Source organism: Streptomyces lavendulae subsp. lavendulae (genome assembly GCF_002803845.1).
Taxonomy (GTDB): Bacteria; Actinomycetota; Actinomycetes; order Streptomycetales; family Streptomycetaceae; genus Streptomyces; species Streptomyces lavendulae.
Map to the genome: position 1 here is coordinate 875,308 of NZ_CP024985.1, position 14,078 is coordinate 889,385.

Annotated in this window: 14 protein-coding genes; 6 read left to right on the forward strand and 8 right to left on the reverse strand. The window is 77.1% G+C overall.

The genetic code is table 11. The annotated features are described in order from the left end of the window. Positions 1–24 precede the first annotated feature (24 nt). Complete coding sequence (locus SLAV_RS03905) at positions 25–1,212, forward strand: erythromycin esterase family protein (RefSeq protein WP_030228910.1); 1,188 nt, start codon at positions 25–27, stop codon at positions 1,210–1,212. A 237-nt stretch (positions 1,213–1,449) separates the two neighbouring features. On the opposite strand, the gene SLAV_RS03910 is transcribed toward SLAV_RS03905, so the two are convergent. The 3 genes from SLAV_RS03910 to SLAV_RS03920 all read right to left on the reverse strand — a co-directional run bounded on the left by SLAV_RS03910 (position 1,450) and on the right by SLAV_RS03920 (position 5,956). Beyond that, positions 1,450–1,983, reverse strand: a complete 534-nt coding sequence (locus SLAV_RS03910) for a GNAT family N-acetyltransferase (protein ID WP_030228907.1) — start codon at positions 1,981–1,983, stop codon at positions 1,450–1,452. Between the two features lie 69 nt (positions 1,984–2,052). Beyond that, positions 2,053–3,018 carry an isopenicillin N synthase family dioxygenase gene (locus SLAV_RS03915; protein WP_030228905.1) on the reverse strand — a complete coding sequence of 322 codons (966 nt, stop codon included), beginning with the start codon at positions 3,016–3,018 and terminating at the stop codon, positions 2,053–2,055. 64 nt (positions 3,019–3,082) lie between these two features. Then, positions 3,083–5,956 carry an nSTAND1 domain-containing NTPase gene (locus SLAV_RS03920; RefSeq protein ID WP_051840678.1) on the reverse strand — a complete coding sequence of 958 codons (2,874 nt, stop codon included), beginning with the start codon at positions 5,954–5,956 and terminating at the stop codon, positions 3,083–3,085. Between the two features lie 340 nt (positions 5,957–6,296). Between SLAV_RS03920 and SLAV_RS03925 the strand changes: the two genes are divergently transcribed. Both SLAV_RS03925 and SLAV_RS03930 read left to right on the forward strand, forming a co-directional pair. Then, complete coding sequence (locus SLAV_RS03925; protein ID WP_063760277.1) at positions 6,297–7,271, forward strand: hypothetical protein; 975 nt, start codon at positions 6,297–6,299, stop codon at positions 7,269–7,271. Beyond that, positions 7,264–7,677, forward strand: coding sequence for a peptidase inhibitor family I36 protein (locus SLAV_RS03930; RefSeq protein WP_078950251.1), 414 nt, complete (start codon positions 7,264–7,266; stop codon positions 7,675–7,677). Before SLAV_RS03925 ends, SLAV_RS03930 begins: the two co-directional genes overlap by 8 nt. 96 nt (positions 7,678–7,773) lie before the next feature. Here SLAV_RS03930 and SLAV_RS03935 read toward each other — a convergent pair whose 3' ends face one another. The 4 genes from SLAV_RS03935 to SLAV_RS03950 form a co-directional block, all read right to left on the reverse strand. Then, positions 7,774–8,838, reverse strand: coding sequence for a GNAT family N-acetyltransferase (locus tag SLAV_RS03935; protein WP_051840673.1), 1,065 nt, complete (start codon positions 8,836–8,838; stop codon positions 7,774–7,776). A gap of 2 nt (positions 8,839–8,840) precedes the next feature. Beyond that, positions 8,841–9,284, reverse strand: coding sequence for a hypothetical protein (locus SLAV_RS03940; protein WP_030228887.1), 444 nt, complete (start codon positions 9,282–9,284; stop codon positions 8,841–8,843). Next, complete coding sequence (locus SLAV_RS03945) at positions 9,281–9,715, reverse strand: MarR family winged helix-turn-helix transcriptional regulator (RefSeq protein ID WP_030228885.1); 435 nt, start codon at positions 9,713–9,715, stop codon at positions 9,281–9,283. Before SLAV_RS03945 ends, SLAV_RS03940 begins: the two co-directional genes overlap by 4 nt. A 91-nt stretch (positions 9,716–9,806) precedes the next feature. Beyond that, positions 9,807–10,325, reverse strand: coding sequence for a hypothetical protein (locus tag SLAV_RS03950; protein WP_030228884.1), 519 nt, complete (start codon positions 10,323–10,325; stop codon positions 9,807–9,809). A gap of 266 nt (positions 10,326–10,591) precedes the next feature. Here SLAV_RS03950 and SLAV_RS03955 point away from each other — a divergent pair, with 266 nt between their 5' ends. From SLAV_RS03955 to SLAV_RS03965, 3 genes are all read left to right on the forward strand, one after another. After that, positions 10,592–11,134, forward strand: a complete 543-nt coding sequence (locus SLAV_RS03955; RefSeq protein WP_030228881.1) for an HPP family protein — start codon at positions 10,592–10,594, stop codon at positions 11,132–11,134. A gap of 108 nt (positions 11,135–11,242) precedes the next feature. Beyond that, on the forward strand, positions 11,243–11,974 hold the full coding sequence (locus tag SLAV_RS03960; RefSeq protein WP_037686987.1) for a VOC family protein: 732 nt from the start codon (positions 11,243–11,245) through the stop codon (positions 11,972–11,974). A gap of 111 nt (positions 11,975–12,085) precedes the next feature. Then, positions 12,086–13,114, forward strand: a complete 1,029-nt coding sequence (locus SLAV_RS03965; RefSeq protein ID WP_030228875.1) for a PHP domain-containing protein — start codon at positions 12,086–12,088, stop codon at positions 13,112–13,114. A 6-nt stretch (positions 13,115–13,120) separates the two neighbouring features. Here the strand turns inward: SLAV_RS03965 and SLAV_RS03970 are convergent, their stop codons facing one another. Further along, the gene (locus SLAV_RS03970) at positions 13,121–14,053 is read right to left on the reverse strand and encodes a UbiA family prenyltransferase (RefSeq protein WP_234333529.1); all 933 of its coding nucleotides are present in this window, start codon (positions 14,051–14,053) and stop codon (positions 13,121–13,123) included. Positions 14,054–14,078: the final 25 nt, after the last annotated feature.

The window sequence follows — 14,078 nt, forward strand, 5'->3', positions numbered from 1 at the left end:
GGCTTCAGCGATACGGTTGAGGTCATGACGGCAACGATCCGGGACGCCGCCCGTCCCTTCAGCGGCGGCGCCCTCACCGCCCTCCTGTCCCCCGCCCCCCGCCTGCTCGCCCTCGGCGAACCCACCCACGGCGTGGAGGCCTTCCCCGAACTGCGCAACGAGCTCTTCCGCCACCTCGTGGAACACGAGGGCTACCGCTCGATCGCCATCGAGAGCGACTGTCTGGCCGCCCTGGTCGCCGACGCGTACGTCGGCGACGGCACCGGGACCCTCGACGGGGCGATGGACCTCGGCTTCAGCCACGGCTTCGGCGCCTCACCCGCCAACCGCGAACTCCTGCGCTGGATGCGCGCGTACAACGAGAGGCGTCCCGCCCCCGAACGGCTGCGCTTCTACGGCTGCGACGCGCCCCTGGAGATGACCGGCGCCGCCTCCCCCCGCGAGGCCCTGACCCGGGTCCACGAGTACCTCACCGCCGCCCGGCTCGACCTGCCCTGGAGCCCCGCGGACCTCGACGCCCTGCTCGGCCCCGACGAGCGCTGGACCGACCCGTGCACCCTGATGGATCCCGCCCGGTCCGTCGGCCGGACCCCCGAGGCCGGGCGGCTGCGCCTGATCGCCGACGACCTGGGCGTGCTCCTCGACGCGCACGCCCCCGACCTGACGGAGGCCACCTCCCCCGACGCGTTCTGGCGCGCGTCCCTGCACGCCAGGACCGCCACCGGACTGCTGCGCTACCACGCCGCCCTGGCCGACGCGGCGCCCGGCCGGCTGGGCGCGCTCGTGTCCCTGCGCGACGTGCTGATGGCCGACCACCTCGACGCCGTCGCGCGCCGCGAGGCCCGCCGCGGCCCCACCCTGGTCTTCGCCCACAACGGGCACCTCCAGCGCGACCCGAGCCACATGGAGTTCGCCGGCCGGCGGCTGCGCTGGTGGAGCGCGGGCGCCCTGGTCTCGGCCCGCCTCGGCGACCGGTACGCCTTCGCCGCCGCCGCCTTCGGCAGCCGCGGCGCCGACGTGCCCGGCCCCGACACCCTCGAAGGGCTCCTGTCGGCCCTCCCGCACGACCGCTGCGTCGTCGATCCCGGCCGGCTCGCCGCGGCCCTGGACCGGACGCCGCCGCCCCGCGTCCCCGCCGACCACACCTATGCCGCCTTCGACCCGGCCGCCACCGGCCGGACCGACGCCCTGGTCTTCGTCAGGGAGGTCTGAGGGCCGTCACAGGACCGCGATGCCCAGCGGGCGGCTGCCCGCCGGGAGCCGGCGCGCCTCACCCGTGGCCGCCCGCTCCCCGGCCCCGGTCCCGGTCCCGGTCCCATGGTGGTGGCCGCTCCCCGGCCGGACCGTCGGCCCGGTGGCGGGTGGCTCCGGGCGGTCCGGTGGACCCGGGGGTCGTCCGATCGGCCGATGCGGAGGGTCGGGTCCCGTGCCCGGTCGAGGCCGTACCCGTCAGGCCTCGTACTCGGTGAGGTCGATGCTGTGGAGGGAGAGCAGGGCTCCGGAATCCGGGTCGCTCGCGTTGCCGTCCTGCTTCATGCCGAGCTTGCGGATCACGTTCTCCGACTCCTCGTTGCCCGACCGGTTGACGGCGACGACCCGGTCCAGGCCCCGGTCCTGGAGGGCGAACTCCAGGGTGGCGTGTGCGGCTTCGGAGGCGTAGCCCTGGCCCCAGAACGGCCGTCCCAGCCGCCAGCAGATCCCCACGGCGTGCTCCACCTCGGCCGGGCCCTCGGGGACGGTCAGGCCCACGGCACCGATCAGCTCGCCGGAGGCGAGGAGTTCGACGGCGAAGACGCCGAAGCCCTCGTCGTCCCATTCCTCCTCCCAGCGCTCGATGGCCTCCGCCGTCTCGTCCAGGTCGAGGACGGAGCCGTCGCCGATCCAGCGCATCACCTCCGGGTCGGCGTGGATCTCCGACAGGGGGACGAGGTCGTCGTCGGTCCAGCGGCGCAGGATGAGGCGGGGGGTACGGATCTCGGTCATGCCCTCATCCTGCCGAACGCGGCCGACCAGGGGTAATCGGGTCCCCTCCGCGCCTTCGGGCGGCCGGTCTCAGGACACGCTGATCGCGTCCAGCTTGGCCCGCAGATAGGTGTGCGAGTCGACCGGCTCGTGCACCACACGGCCCAGCGGGGCGGGCAGGGACTCGACCCGGGTGTGGGGGTCGCACTCGTAGAAGTAGACGAGGGAGAGGAGTTCCTCGGCCGGGGCGTGCGCGGGCGGCGGGAGGACCCGGTGGCGGCCCGCCCGCCAGCGGTCGCCGGTCCAGCGGGCCAGCAGGTCGCCGATGTTCACGGTGAGCGCGGCCGGGTCGTACGGGGCGTCCTGCCAGCCCTCGGCGTCGGTGTGGATCTGGAGCCCGCCGGCGCCGGGTTCCCGGTCCAGGACCGTCACGGTGCCGAAGTCGGTGTGCGGGCCGATGCGGAACTGGCCGGGCAGGGGCGGGCCGACGGTGGCGGCGCCCGGGTACCAGTTGACGTTGAACCCCCAGGTGGGGTGGCCGGTGTGCCGGGTGAAGTGGTCCTCGGGCAGGGTCAGGGCCACCGCGAGCAGCTCCAGCAGTTCGTCGCAGAGGGCCCGCATCGCCGCGAGGTATCCCGTCACCGGCGGTCGCAGCTGCGGCACCTCGGCGGGCCAGGCGTTGGGCCGGAACCACTCGACGTCCACCGAGGGCACGCCGGTGGGGTCCTCGGCCGCCCAGGACCAGGATTCCTTCAGGTCGGGCGGGGAGGCCGTCCCCTCGGCGTAGCTGTTGGCCTCGGCGCCGGGGCCGAGCCAGCCGCGCCCGCCGACGCTGACGGCGTAGGGCCGCTTCGCCTCCGGCGGCAGCCGGAAGAAGGACCGGGCCGCTTCGCGGATCCGGGCGGGCAGCGCCGGGTCCACGCCGTGGCCGGTGACCAGCAGGAAGCCCGCGGCCTGGAGGGCCTCGTCGACGCGGGCCGCGGTGCGGGCCCGCGCGGCGGGGTCACCGGACCGCCACGGTCCGAGGTCGATGACGGGTACCTGGGAGCTCACCATGCGGGTCCTGCCTTCCGGAAGTCGGGAGCCGTCCGCCGGTCGGCCCGGCGGACGGGGGTGGGGCTCAGGGGCGTTCGAGGCCGCTGCACGGCGGCGCGTAGTCCAGGTAGGGCATGTACGAGGACCACTGCGCGCGCGTGATCCGGGGCCCGGTGCGCGCGCAGGCCCCCGCGAGGGCCCGGTCGAGATCGGTGTCGGCCAGCCGCAGGGTGGTGTCGAAGCCCCCGGAGGCCAGTGCCGTGCCGTCGGGGCTGAAGGCGACCGAGCCGACGGCGGTGGTGTGCCCGGTCAGGACCGCCAGCGCGGCGGGGCGGCCGCGGCGGGGCAGGCTCCACAGCCGGACGGTGCGGTCGTCGCTCGCCGTGGCCAGGCTGCGCCCGTCGGGGCTGAAGGCGACCGCGCCGACCACGTCGGTGTGCCCCGTGAGGGCGGCGCGCGCGGCGGGGGCGCGCGGGTCGGAGACGTCCCACAGCCGGACCGGGGCGCGGCCGCCGGACGCGGTGGCGAGGGTGTGGCCGTCGGGGGCGAAGGCGACGGAGAACACGGCGGTCTCGTGGCCGGTGACGACGGCGAGCCCGGCGGGCCGGGTCCGGTCGGTGACGTCCGTCAGGCGCACGGTCGCGTCCTCCCCGGCGGTGGCCAGGACGTGCCCGTCCGGGCTGAACGCGACCGCGCGCACGGTGTCACGGTGCCCGGTGAGCAGCGCGGTCCGCGAGGGCGTCCGCCGGGCGGGATCGTCCACGTCCCACAGCCGTACGCCGCCGCCCGCCCCGGCGGTGGCCAGGGTCCGGCCGTCGGGGGCGAAGGCGAGGGCGCGTACGTCGCCGCCGTCCGCGGGCAGTTCGGCCGCCACCGCCGGGCGGGCGGGGTCGGCCACGTCCCACAGCCGCACGGTGCCGTCGGCGCAGGCGGTGGCCAGGAGGCGGCCGTCCGGCCGGTAGGCCACGGCGCGCAGGTCGTCGTCGTGGCCGGCGAGGGTGGCCACCAGGGTGGGCCGGTCGGTGCCGCGGGTGCGCCACAGCCGGGCGGTGTGGTCCCCGCTGGCGGTGGCGAGCTGGCGCCCGTCGGGACGGTAGGCGAGGGCGACGACCTCCTTGTCGTGCGCGGGCAGCGAGGTCATCAGGGTGGACAGCAGGCTGTCGCGGGTCCGGGCGGTGGGCGAGAGGCGGTGGGCGGTCAGGCTCAGCTGGACGGCGAGGCCCGCCTGGGTGGCGGCGACGTCGGTGGCGGTGTCGGCGAGGTTCTGCGCGACGGCGTCGTTGCGCTGGCGGGTGACCTCCCCCTCGGCCCGTACGGCGTTGCCGGTGGCGACGGCGGCCACCACGACGAGCACGGCGAGCGCGCCGACCAGGCAGCGCAGCCTGCGGGTGCGGCGGCGGGCGGCGTGGCCCGCGGCGGCCTCGGCGGCGGTACTGGCGTCGAGGAACTCCCTTTCCCCGGCGGAGAGTCCGAGGGCGGGCGGGGCGAGGGTCTCGTGGGCCAGGGCGAGCCGGGTGCCGCGCAGCAGCGCACCGGGGTCGCGTCCCACGCCCTCCCAGGCCCGTGCGGCCTCGGCGACCTGGCGGTGGCGGCGCAGCCGTTCGCGGTCGTCGCCGATCCAGCCGCGCAGCCGGGGCCAGGCCCGGATCAGGGCCTCGTGGGTGAGCTCGACCACTCCCTGGTCCAGGGTCAGCAGGCGCAGCGCGGCGGCGCGGGCGAGGACGGTCCGGGTGTCGGCGTCCTGGCCGAGTTCCTCGCGCGCGACGGGCCGTTTGGTGTCCTCGGTGCCCTCGCCGAGGGCGATGAGGTGGACGAACACCTGTCGGGCGAGGGTCTGCTGGTGGGCGGAGAGGGAGGCGTGGAGGGCTTCCGCGGACTGGGCGAGGGCCCCTTCGAAGCCGCCCGCGGCGTGGAAGCCGTCCAGGGTGAGGGCCGCACCGCGGCGGCGCCTCCAGGTCTCCAGCAGGGCGTGGGAGAGCAGGGGCAGTACGCCGACCTGGCCGTGGGCGTGCGCGACGAGGGTGGCCTGGAGGCTGCCCTCGACGGTCAGGCCGGCCCGCCGGGCGGGTTCGACCACGGCGCGGCGCAGTTCGGCGGCGCTCATCGGGCCGACCACGATCTGGGCCTCGTGGAGCACCTCGACGAGTTCGGGGTGGCGGGTGCAGTGCGCGTAGAAGTCGGCGCGCACGCCGAGGACCACGCGGCAGCCCGAGCCCGGGCGCCGGGCGGCCCCGACGAGCGCGGAGACGAACCGGGCGCGTTCGGCGGCGTCGGAGCAGACGGTGAAGACCTCCTCGAACTGGTCGACGATCAGCACCCGTTCGGCCGCGTCGGGCTCCTCGTGGCCGTCGAGGGCCCGCCGGGCCCGGTCGAGGGGGTGGGGTCCGGGGGTGAACACGCTGACGGTGGGGGCGGGGACGTCGGCGCGCAGCCGGGGCAGCAGTCCGGCGTGCAGGAGGGAGGACTTGCCGGCTCCGGACGCGCCGACGAGGGCCACGACGCGGTGGCGGGTCAGGGCGGTGAAGAGGTCCCCGACGAGGCGTTCGCGGCCGAAGAACAGCCCGGCGTCCTCGGCGCGGAACGCGGCGAGCCCGACGTACGGGAGCCCGTCCGGGCCGTCCTGCCGCGCGGGCCCGCCCGCCCCCGCGGCCTCCGCCGCGTCCCCGGATCCGGCGGGCGCGGCGGATCCGACGGCGAGTTCCACGGCGACGGCGTGCCAGCGGCGCTCCCACTCCCCCGGGTCGCCGCCGCAGGCGCGCACGTAGGACAGGGTCACGTCCAGGCTGGGCAGCCGGCGGCCGGCGGCGGCTCCGGAGAGGGTGGCCACCGAGTAGTGGGCGCGGGCGGACAGGTCGCGGTACGGCGGGGATCCGGCCTCGTGGCGCAGGCGGCGCAGGGCGGTGGCGAACTCCAGCAGAGCCCCGTCCCCGCCTTCCAGCGGACGTTCCTTGCGTGCCATGCGCCGCTCCTTCCACCCCGGCCCCTTTTCTGCGGTCCGGGGTGGATTGTTCAGCAATTGTTTGTTCGCTGCCAGAGCCCCGACGGCGAACAACGCGGGGCGGCTACACCTGGGTCCGGACGGCGGCGGCCGGAATACGGACGCGTCGGCACCCGGACGCGTGGCCCGCCGGGGCACGGGGGTGACCCGGACGGGACCACGGCGGGGACGGCGGGGACGGCGGGGACGGCGGGGACGGCGGGGACGGCGGGGACGGCGGGGACGGCGGGGATGGCGGGGACGGCGGACGGAACGGCGGACGGAACGGCCGCGGAACGCACCGGAGAGGAGGACCGGACGGATGAGGCGAGCACGAGGGGGCCCGGTGGCCGCCCTGGCCGCGGCGGTGGCGCTGGCGGCACTCACGGGCTGCGGGGCGGGCGGAGGTCCCGCGCGGCCGGATCCGGGCCCGGCCCCCGGGCCGCGCTCCACGGCGGCGGCCCCGGAGCCGGACGCCGGTGCGTCCCGGCTGCTGGCCCGGGCCGAGCAGGTCCTGATCAGCCGCTGCATGGCGGAGCGCGGGTTCGCGTACGCCGTCACCGAGCCTCCGGCGCCGGAGCGGCGCTCCTTCCCGTACGGGGTGGACGACGTGGAGTGGGCCCGGGTCAACGGCTACGGCGGCCGGGCCGCCCGCGAGGACGAGCGGGCCCGGGCGGCCGATCCCAACCAGCGCTGGTTCCACCGGCTGTCGGCGCGCGAGCGGGCGGCCGCCCGTACCGCGCTGATGGGCGCCTCGCCGGTGGGGCTCTCCGCCAGGACCCCCACCGGCATGACCCTCACGGCGAGCACGCAGGGGTGCCTGGCGCAGGCGCAGCGCGCGCTCTACGGGGACCTGGCCGCCTGGTTCCGCGTCAAGGTCGTCACGATGAACCTCCGCCCCGCGCAGGAGGAACGGGTCCGCCGGGACCCGCGGTACACGGAGGCGGTCGGGCAGTGGGCGGCCTGCATGCGGGCGGCCGGCCGCCCGTACGACTCCCCCGACGCCTCCCGGAGCGCGGCGGCCGCACTGGCCGACGACCTGCCGGCGCAGCGGGCCGACGCGGCCGAGACCGCCCTGGCGGTCACCGAGGCGACCTGTGCGACCGGCACCCCGCTGAGCCGGGTCTCCAGAGCTCTGGACCACACCTACGGCGACGAAGTCCGCGCGCTCCACCGGGACGAGATCGACCTCAGGCGAAGGCTCCAGAACGACGCGCTCCCCAGGGCGGAGCGCGTCGTGTCACCACCCGACCGAAGCACCGATGCCACGACACGATCCGGAGGATCCCATGCGTAAGTTCCGTACGACCATGCTGGCCTGCGCGCTCGCCCTTCCGCTGCTCGCGCTCCCCACGACCCTCACCACCGCCTCGGCGGCCCCGGCCGACGCCTCCGGCGTGGCGGCCGACGGCAACTACTGGGTCTGGGCGGACACCAACCGGGGCGGCCCGGCCTGCGGCTGGAGCGGCAACGACTCCGACTGGCGCACCTGTGGCGCCGGGAACAACTACGACATGAACGACCGGGCCTCGTCCTGGTGGAACAACGGCTACGCGGGCTCGCTCGGCGACGTCCGGGTCTACGAGAACATCGGCTACGGCGGCGCCTCCACCTGCGCCCCCAACGGCTCCTCGGGCAACATCCCGTGGGAGTGGAACGACCGGATCTCCTCGCACAAGTGGGTCACGAACTGCGGTTTCTGATCCGCTGTCGCAAGACCGTCGCGAACGGCCTCCCGGGACCCGAACCCGGGAGGCCTCTCGCCTTCCGCCTTCCGCCTCCCGCCTCCCGCCCTCCCCTCAGCGCCCGGCGGCGCGCAGGACGTACCGGCCGGCTCCCCGGTGCTCGAACCCGGCCCGGAGGAGCGCGGCCCGCGAGGGCCCGTCCGCCCCGTCGGCGGTGGCGCACAGCTCGTGCGCTCCGGGCTGGGCGAGCGCCCAGCGGGCCAGCGCGCGCAGGGCCTCGGTGGCGTGTCCGCACCCGCGGGCGGAGGGGACCAGCTCGCAGCCGGTCTCCGCGCGGCCTTCGGCGTCGGGGGCGGCGTGGAAGCCGATCCGGCCGACCGCGCGGCGGTCGCGGGCGCGCACGATCGCGTACGGGCCCCAGCCCGGCCGGTAGGCGCCCCGGTCCCGGGCCCGGAGCAGCAGCGCGGCGGCGGCGCGCGTCCCCTCGGGGGGTCCGTCGGCCGTCCAGGTGAAGCCGCCGGTGCCGCCGTCGGCCAAGTCCCGTGCGAGCGACGGGGAGATCTCGCAGAGCACGACGCCCGTGCCCACGACGGGGTCCCCGTACCAGCGCCAGGTCCTCCGGCGGGGCAGGCCGGGGAAGGCGGCCCGGCCGGTGGCCGCCAGCAGGGTCTCCCAGGGGGCGTCCGGCCCGGAGCGCGGCACGTGCGGGAAGAGCCGGTCGAGGACCAGGGCCGCGGCGGGGTCCTCGCCGCGCCAGTGGGTGACGCCGAGGCCGTGGAGGACGTCGTGGGTGTGGAGCAGCAGTTCTGCGGTGCCCATCGCGGCGAAGCCGCCGGGGCCCGCGGAGCCGGCCGGGTGCCAGGCCCGGTCGTCGGGGCGGACGGCCCGGACGGCTGCGGCCAGCAGGAGCCCGCTCGCCCCGACGAGGTCGACGAGGGCGCCGGGCGGGGTGCCGGGGGCGGCGCCGACCGCGAGGGGGAGGTAGGAGCCGGTGACCCGGCCCGCGAGCTGCGCGGCGAATCCGGTCAGGTCCCCGGCCAGGTGGACGGCCGTCTCGCGGCAGCTCCACTCCAGTCCCGCCGCCGGGGCGGACCAGTCCAGGTGGGCGACGGCGCGCAGCGCGCGGACGGTGGCGGACACGGCGGCGGCCAGTCCGCCCGCGGGGTCCTCCCCCGTCACGGCTACCTGCTCACCGTGCGGAAGGGGGCGAGGTCCGGTTCGACCCAGCCGGCCCGGGCCCGCGGGGAGTCGAGCGTTTCCGGACGGTAGAAGCGGGCCGGCAGCTCCTTGTCGAGCAGCTGGGGGTGGCGGTCGAGGAAGCGGGCGAAGTCGTCCGCGTCCGGCCCGGCCGCGTGCCGGCCGACGAGTTCCACCCAGGCCCGGGTGAGGGTGGCGTGGAACTTCTCGGGCACGCCCGCGCGGAGCGTGATGCCGCGGATGCCGTCGCCGATCAGGTCGGCCGCGGCGGGGACGCCGAGCCGGCGCACGGCCAGCCAGGTCAGGTGGACGTGCTCGCGGTGGCCGAAACGGCCGGTGGCCTCCTTCACCTCGGCGAACAGCGAGGCGAAGTCGGTGGCGGGTACGGGGGCGGAAACGGAGACGGGGACGGGCGTGGGGGCGGTCATGAGGGCACCTCGGTGAGAGCGTTCAGGGCGGCGCGCAGGGCGGCGAGCGCTTCGTCGGGCAGCCCGGCGAGGGCGCGGCGCTCCAGGTCGGTGACGGCCTGCCGGATCGTGGTGGCGGCGCGCAGTCCGGAGGGGGTGAGTTCGACGAGGACCGCGCGGCGGTCTCCCGGGCGGGTGCCCCGGGTGATGTGGCCGCGCCGTTCCAGGCGGTCGAGCACGCTGGTCAGCGTGGTGGGGCGGGTGCCCGCGGCCGCGCCGAGTTCGGACACGGTCCGGCCGCGGCCGTCGGCGAGGTTGGCCAGCGCGTTGATCTCGGAGGGGGTCAGGTCGAGGTCGGCCAGCTCCGCGGCGAGCACCTGGAGGGTGGCGTGGGTGGCCCGCTGGAGCGCGAGGAGGGCGGACCAGTCGGACGACACGGATTCGGACTTCACGATTCCGGACTATACGATTTCGTACTAACGGGCGCCAGTCGAGCGCCCCCGGACCCGCCGTCCCGGCACCTGCCGCGGATCGCCGGTGGGCTCAGTCGGGGAGCCCCGCACCGCACCGGGAGCAGTAGCGGGCGTCGGACCCGGTGGCGAGGCGCCCGCAGTCGGAACAGACACGGTGCAGCAGGCAGGCGGACTCGCCGCCCCCGCCTCCGGCCCGGAGCCCGGCGGCCGGTGACGCGGCGGGACCGGCTCCGATACCGAGGCCGGGGCGCCGGGTGTGCACCGTCAGGTAGGTCATCCCGTGTGGGCCCGCGGTCAGGGAGCGCCGCGCACCGCGCGCGAGCAGGACGGCCGAGTGCGGGCGCAGCCGGTGGGAGCCGTCCTCGGTGTCGATCCGCCCGGCGCCGTCCACGACCACGAGCAGGACGTCGAGGACCGGCTCGGCGTGCTCCGCGATGACGGCGTCGGGGCGCAGCCGGACCAGGTTGGCGTCCAGCCCCCGCGCCGCGCCGGTCAGCCGCCACAGTGCGCCGGTGGCCCCCTCGGGGGCGTTCGCGATCACCGCGTCGAGGTCGGCCAGAACCCCGGTGGGGTCCGGGAGCGTCGTCATGCCGGTCCTTCCTTCCGTCCGCGCGTGCCCCCGCAGTCATACACGATCGGGACCGGCGGCCCGGGGCTCTTGCGCCCATCGCGCGGCTGCCGGGGTCACCCCCGCCACCGCCCTCGCACGGCTGACCGATAAAGTCGTGGCCGGATCGCGTCGGCCGTACACGGAACGGACGCACGGCCCGGCCCGAGGTCGATCACCGGGCCGCGGCCCGGCTCCCCGCGCTGTTCCCCGCCGCCCTGTCCTCCTGCCCCGGAACCCGCCCTGCCATGAACCCCGGTACCGCCACCGCCACCCCGTCCGTCACCGCCCCCGATCCCCGTCCGGCCCCGCCCCGGGCCCCGGCCCGGCCGAGCGCGGCCGCCGCCGTCCACAGCGTCAGCGCGGCGACGACGGTGCTGCTGGCCCTCGTCGCGATCGGCGCGATGATCCACGAGCCGGTGCTCATCCCGCCGCTGGCCGCGAGCGCCGCCCTGATCCACAGCGCCCCCACACTCCCGCTGGCGCAGCCGCGCGGGGTGGTCGTCGGCCATATGATCGGCGCCGCGGCGGGCTACGCGGTCCTCGCGGCGGCGGGCAGCAGCGCCTGGGCGGCGGCCCTGGCGGCCGGGCTGACCCTCGCCCTGCTCACCCTCGCCCGCACCCCGCACTCCCCGGCCGTGGCCACGGCCGTGGTGACCGTCCTGCAGACCCCGGCGCCCGCCCGGTTCGTCCCGCTGCTGTTCGGATCCACCGTGCTCCTCGTCCTCACCGGTTACGCCGGCTCACGCGTCCGCCGCAAGGCGCCGAGGTACCCCGCCTACTGGTGGTGATGACCCGCTGGCGCGCCTGCACGGCCCCGGGGGGCGGCGGGCGCTACTTCTTGTGCTGTGGAAATTTCTGCGAAGGACGTCTTCGGCGCCCCCTGCTGGGTGAGCCTGATGGCCCGCGACCTGGAAGCCTCCCAGCGTTTCTACGGCGCGGTCATCGGCTGGACCTTCCGCCCCGCGCGGCTCGGCGAGGGGTTCTCGGTGGCCATGCTGGACGGGGTCCCGGTCGCCGGCATCGGCGCCCTGGCCGCCGACCTGGCCGTGCCGGTGGCCTGGACCCCCTACTTCGCCGTCGACGACGCCGACGTGGCCGCGAGCCGGGTCCGCGAGCGCAGCGGGACGGTCGCGGTCGGGCCGGTCTCCTTCCCCTCCGGCGGCCGGGCGGCCCTGGTCGCCGACCTGGACGGCGCGGTCTTCGGGATCTGGGCCGGGCCGGTCTCCGCCGGCTGGCGCGTGGGCAAGGGACCGGCCCCGGCCTGGCTGGAGCTGCGCACCCGCAACGCCTTCGACGCCGCGCTCTTCTACGGCGAGGTGCTGGAGTGGGCCACGGGCCGCCCCGGCTGCTGCGAGGTCTCCTACGAGCAGGAGCAGGTCGTCCTGCGGCACGACGGCGATCCGGTCGCCCGGCTGGACAGCGGCCCGGTGGAGCCCGGCGCCTACAACCCGTACACCCGGCCCCGCTGGCACGTCCACTTCCGCGTCCCGGAACTGGACGCGGCCGTGGAGGCGGCCCTCGACCTCGGCGGACGCACCGTCTCGGTGGTCACCACGACCGGGACGGAACGCTCCATCGCCCTCCGCGACCCCGACGGGGCCCTGTTCACCCTCACCTCCGGCGGCTGAGCCGGCCGCGGGAGCCGGCCCCGGCCGCAGACCGTCGCCGGTCGCCCGTCGCCGGTCGCCGGTCGCGGGGCGGACGGCCCGTTGCGACACTGGCCCGGGAGGTGGTGCGCCATGGACCCGGTGGCGGCGCTGGACCGGATCGCCTTCCTGCTGGAGCGCGCGCAGGCCCCCACCTACCGGGTGCGGGCATTCCGTACCGCGGCCGCCGCCCTGACCCGCATGGGCGGGCGGGAGACGGCCGAGCGGGCCGCGGCCGGCTCCCTCGAATCGGTGAAGGGCATCGGACCGAAGACGGCCCGGGTCGTGACCGAGGCACTGGCCGGTGACGTCCCGGAGTACCTGCGCGCCCTGGAGGACGAGGCCGCCGCGATGCCCGGGGGACCACCGCCCACGCCCGCCGCCGCGGCCCTGCGCGCGGCCCTGCGCGGGGACTGCCACGTGCACTCGGACTGGTCGGACGGCGGTAGCCCGATCGAGGCCATGGGCCGGGCCGCCGCCGCCCTCGGACACGACTGGGCGGTGTTGACGGACCACTCGCCGCACCTGACGGTCGCCCGGGGCCTGACGGCCGAACGGCTGCGCGAACAGCTGCGGGCCGTGGCGGAGCTGAACGCGGCGTGGGCGCCGTTCCGGCTGCTCACCGGCATCGAGTGCGACATCCTGCCCGACGGCTCCCTCGACCAGGAGCCGGAGCTGCTGGACGAGCTCGACCTGGTGGTGGGATCGGTGCACTCGAAGCTGCGGATGGACTCCCCGGCCATGACGCGCCGGCTCCTGACGGCGGTGCGCAACCCGCTCATGGACGTGCTCGGGCACTGCACGGGACGCCTCGTCACGGGCCGCACCCGCCCCGAGTCCGAGTTCGACGCCGCGCGGGTGTTCGCGGCGTGCGCGGAGTCCGGCACCGCGGTGGAGATCAACAGCCGGCCCGAGCGGCTGGACCCGCCCCGGCGGCTGTTGCGCCTGGCCGTGGCGGCGGGCACCTTCTTCGCCCTCGACACCGACGCGCACGCCCCGGGCCAGCTGGACTGGCAGATCGTCGGCTGCGAGCGGGCCGTGGAGTGCGGGGTGCCCCCCGGCCGGGTGGTCAACACCTGGTCCGCGGAGCGGCTGCGGGAGTGGACCCGTACCCGCGTCTGACGCGGATCAGCCCAGGCCCGCACCGAGGACCAGGAGCAGCAGCACGTCGGCCCCGGCGACCCCCATCGTGGCCAGGAACGGCATCCGGCCGCCCGCCCGCGCCGCGGCGCACAGCAGCACGCACGTCAGCGCGAGCAGGCCCCGGGCGTACGGGCCGCTCCGCCCCGGCGGCCCGAGGAGCAGGCAGGCCGTGGAGGCGAGGACCAGCCCGGCGGCGACCGCGGCCGAGCGGCGGGCGCCGAGGCGCTGGGGCAGGCCGCGCACCCCGGTGGCGAGGTCGTCGGCGATGTCCGGGAGCACGTTGGCGAAGTGCGCGCCCGCGCCGAGCAGGGCGGCGGCGCCGGTCAGCCAGAGCGGCGGCCAGGGCCGCCCGGGCAGGGCGAGCGTCACGAAGGCCGGGAGCAGCCCGAAGGCGAGGGCGTACGGGGCCCAGGACGCGGCCGTGGCCTTGAGCCGCAGGTTGTAGGCCCAGGCGGCGCCGACCCCCACGAGGTGCGCGGTGCCCGCGAGCGGCCCCGCGGCCAGCGACAGCGGCACGCACAGCAGCAGGGCGCCCACCGCGGCGCGGGTCACGGCGACGGCCGGCAGGGCGCCCGCCGCCAGGGGCTTGTCGCGCCGGCCGGTGGCGCGGTCGCGCCGCAGGTCGGCCCGGTCGTTGGACCAGCCCACCGACAGCTGCCCGGCCGCCACCGCGGCGGCCGTCAGGGCGGTGCCGGCGGCCCCGCGCCCGGCCGCGGCGGCCAGCGCGCCCGCGAAGAGGGTGACACCGGCTGCCGGAACGGGGTGACACGCCCGCACCAGCCCGCCCACGAGGCCGACGGATCCGACCCGCGGCCCGGAGGCCGGATCCGGGCCGGGGCCGGGGACGGGGACGGGGCCCAGGGCGGGGAGGGGACCGGAGGCGGGGCCGAGGTCGGGTACGGGGCCGGGGGTGGGCACGGGGTCACGCTACGCCGTGACGGCA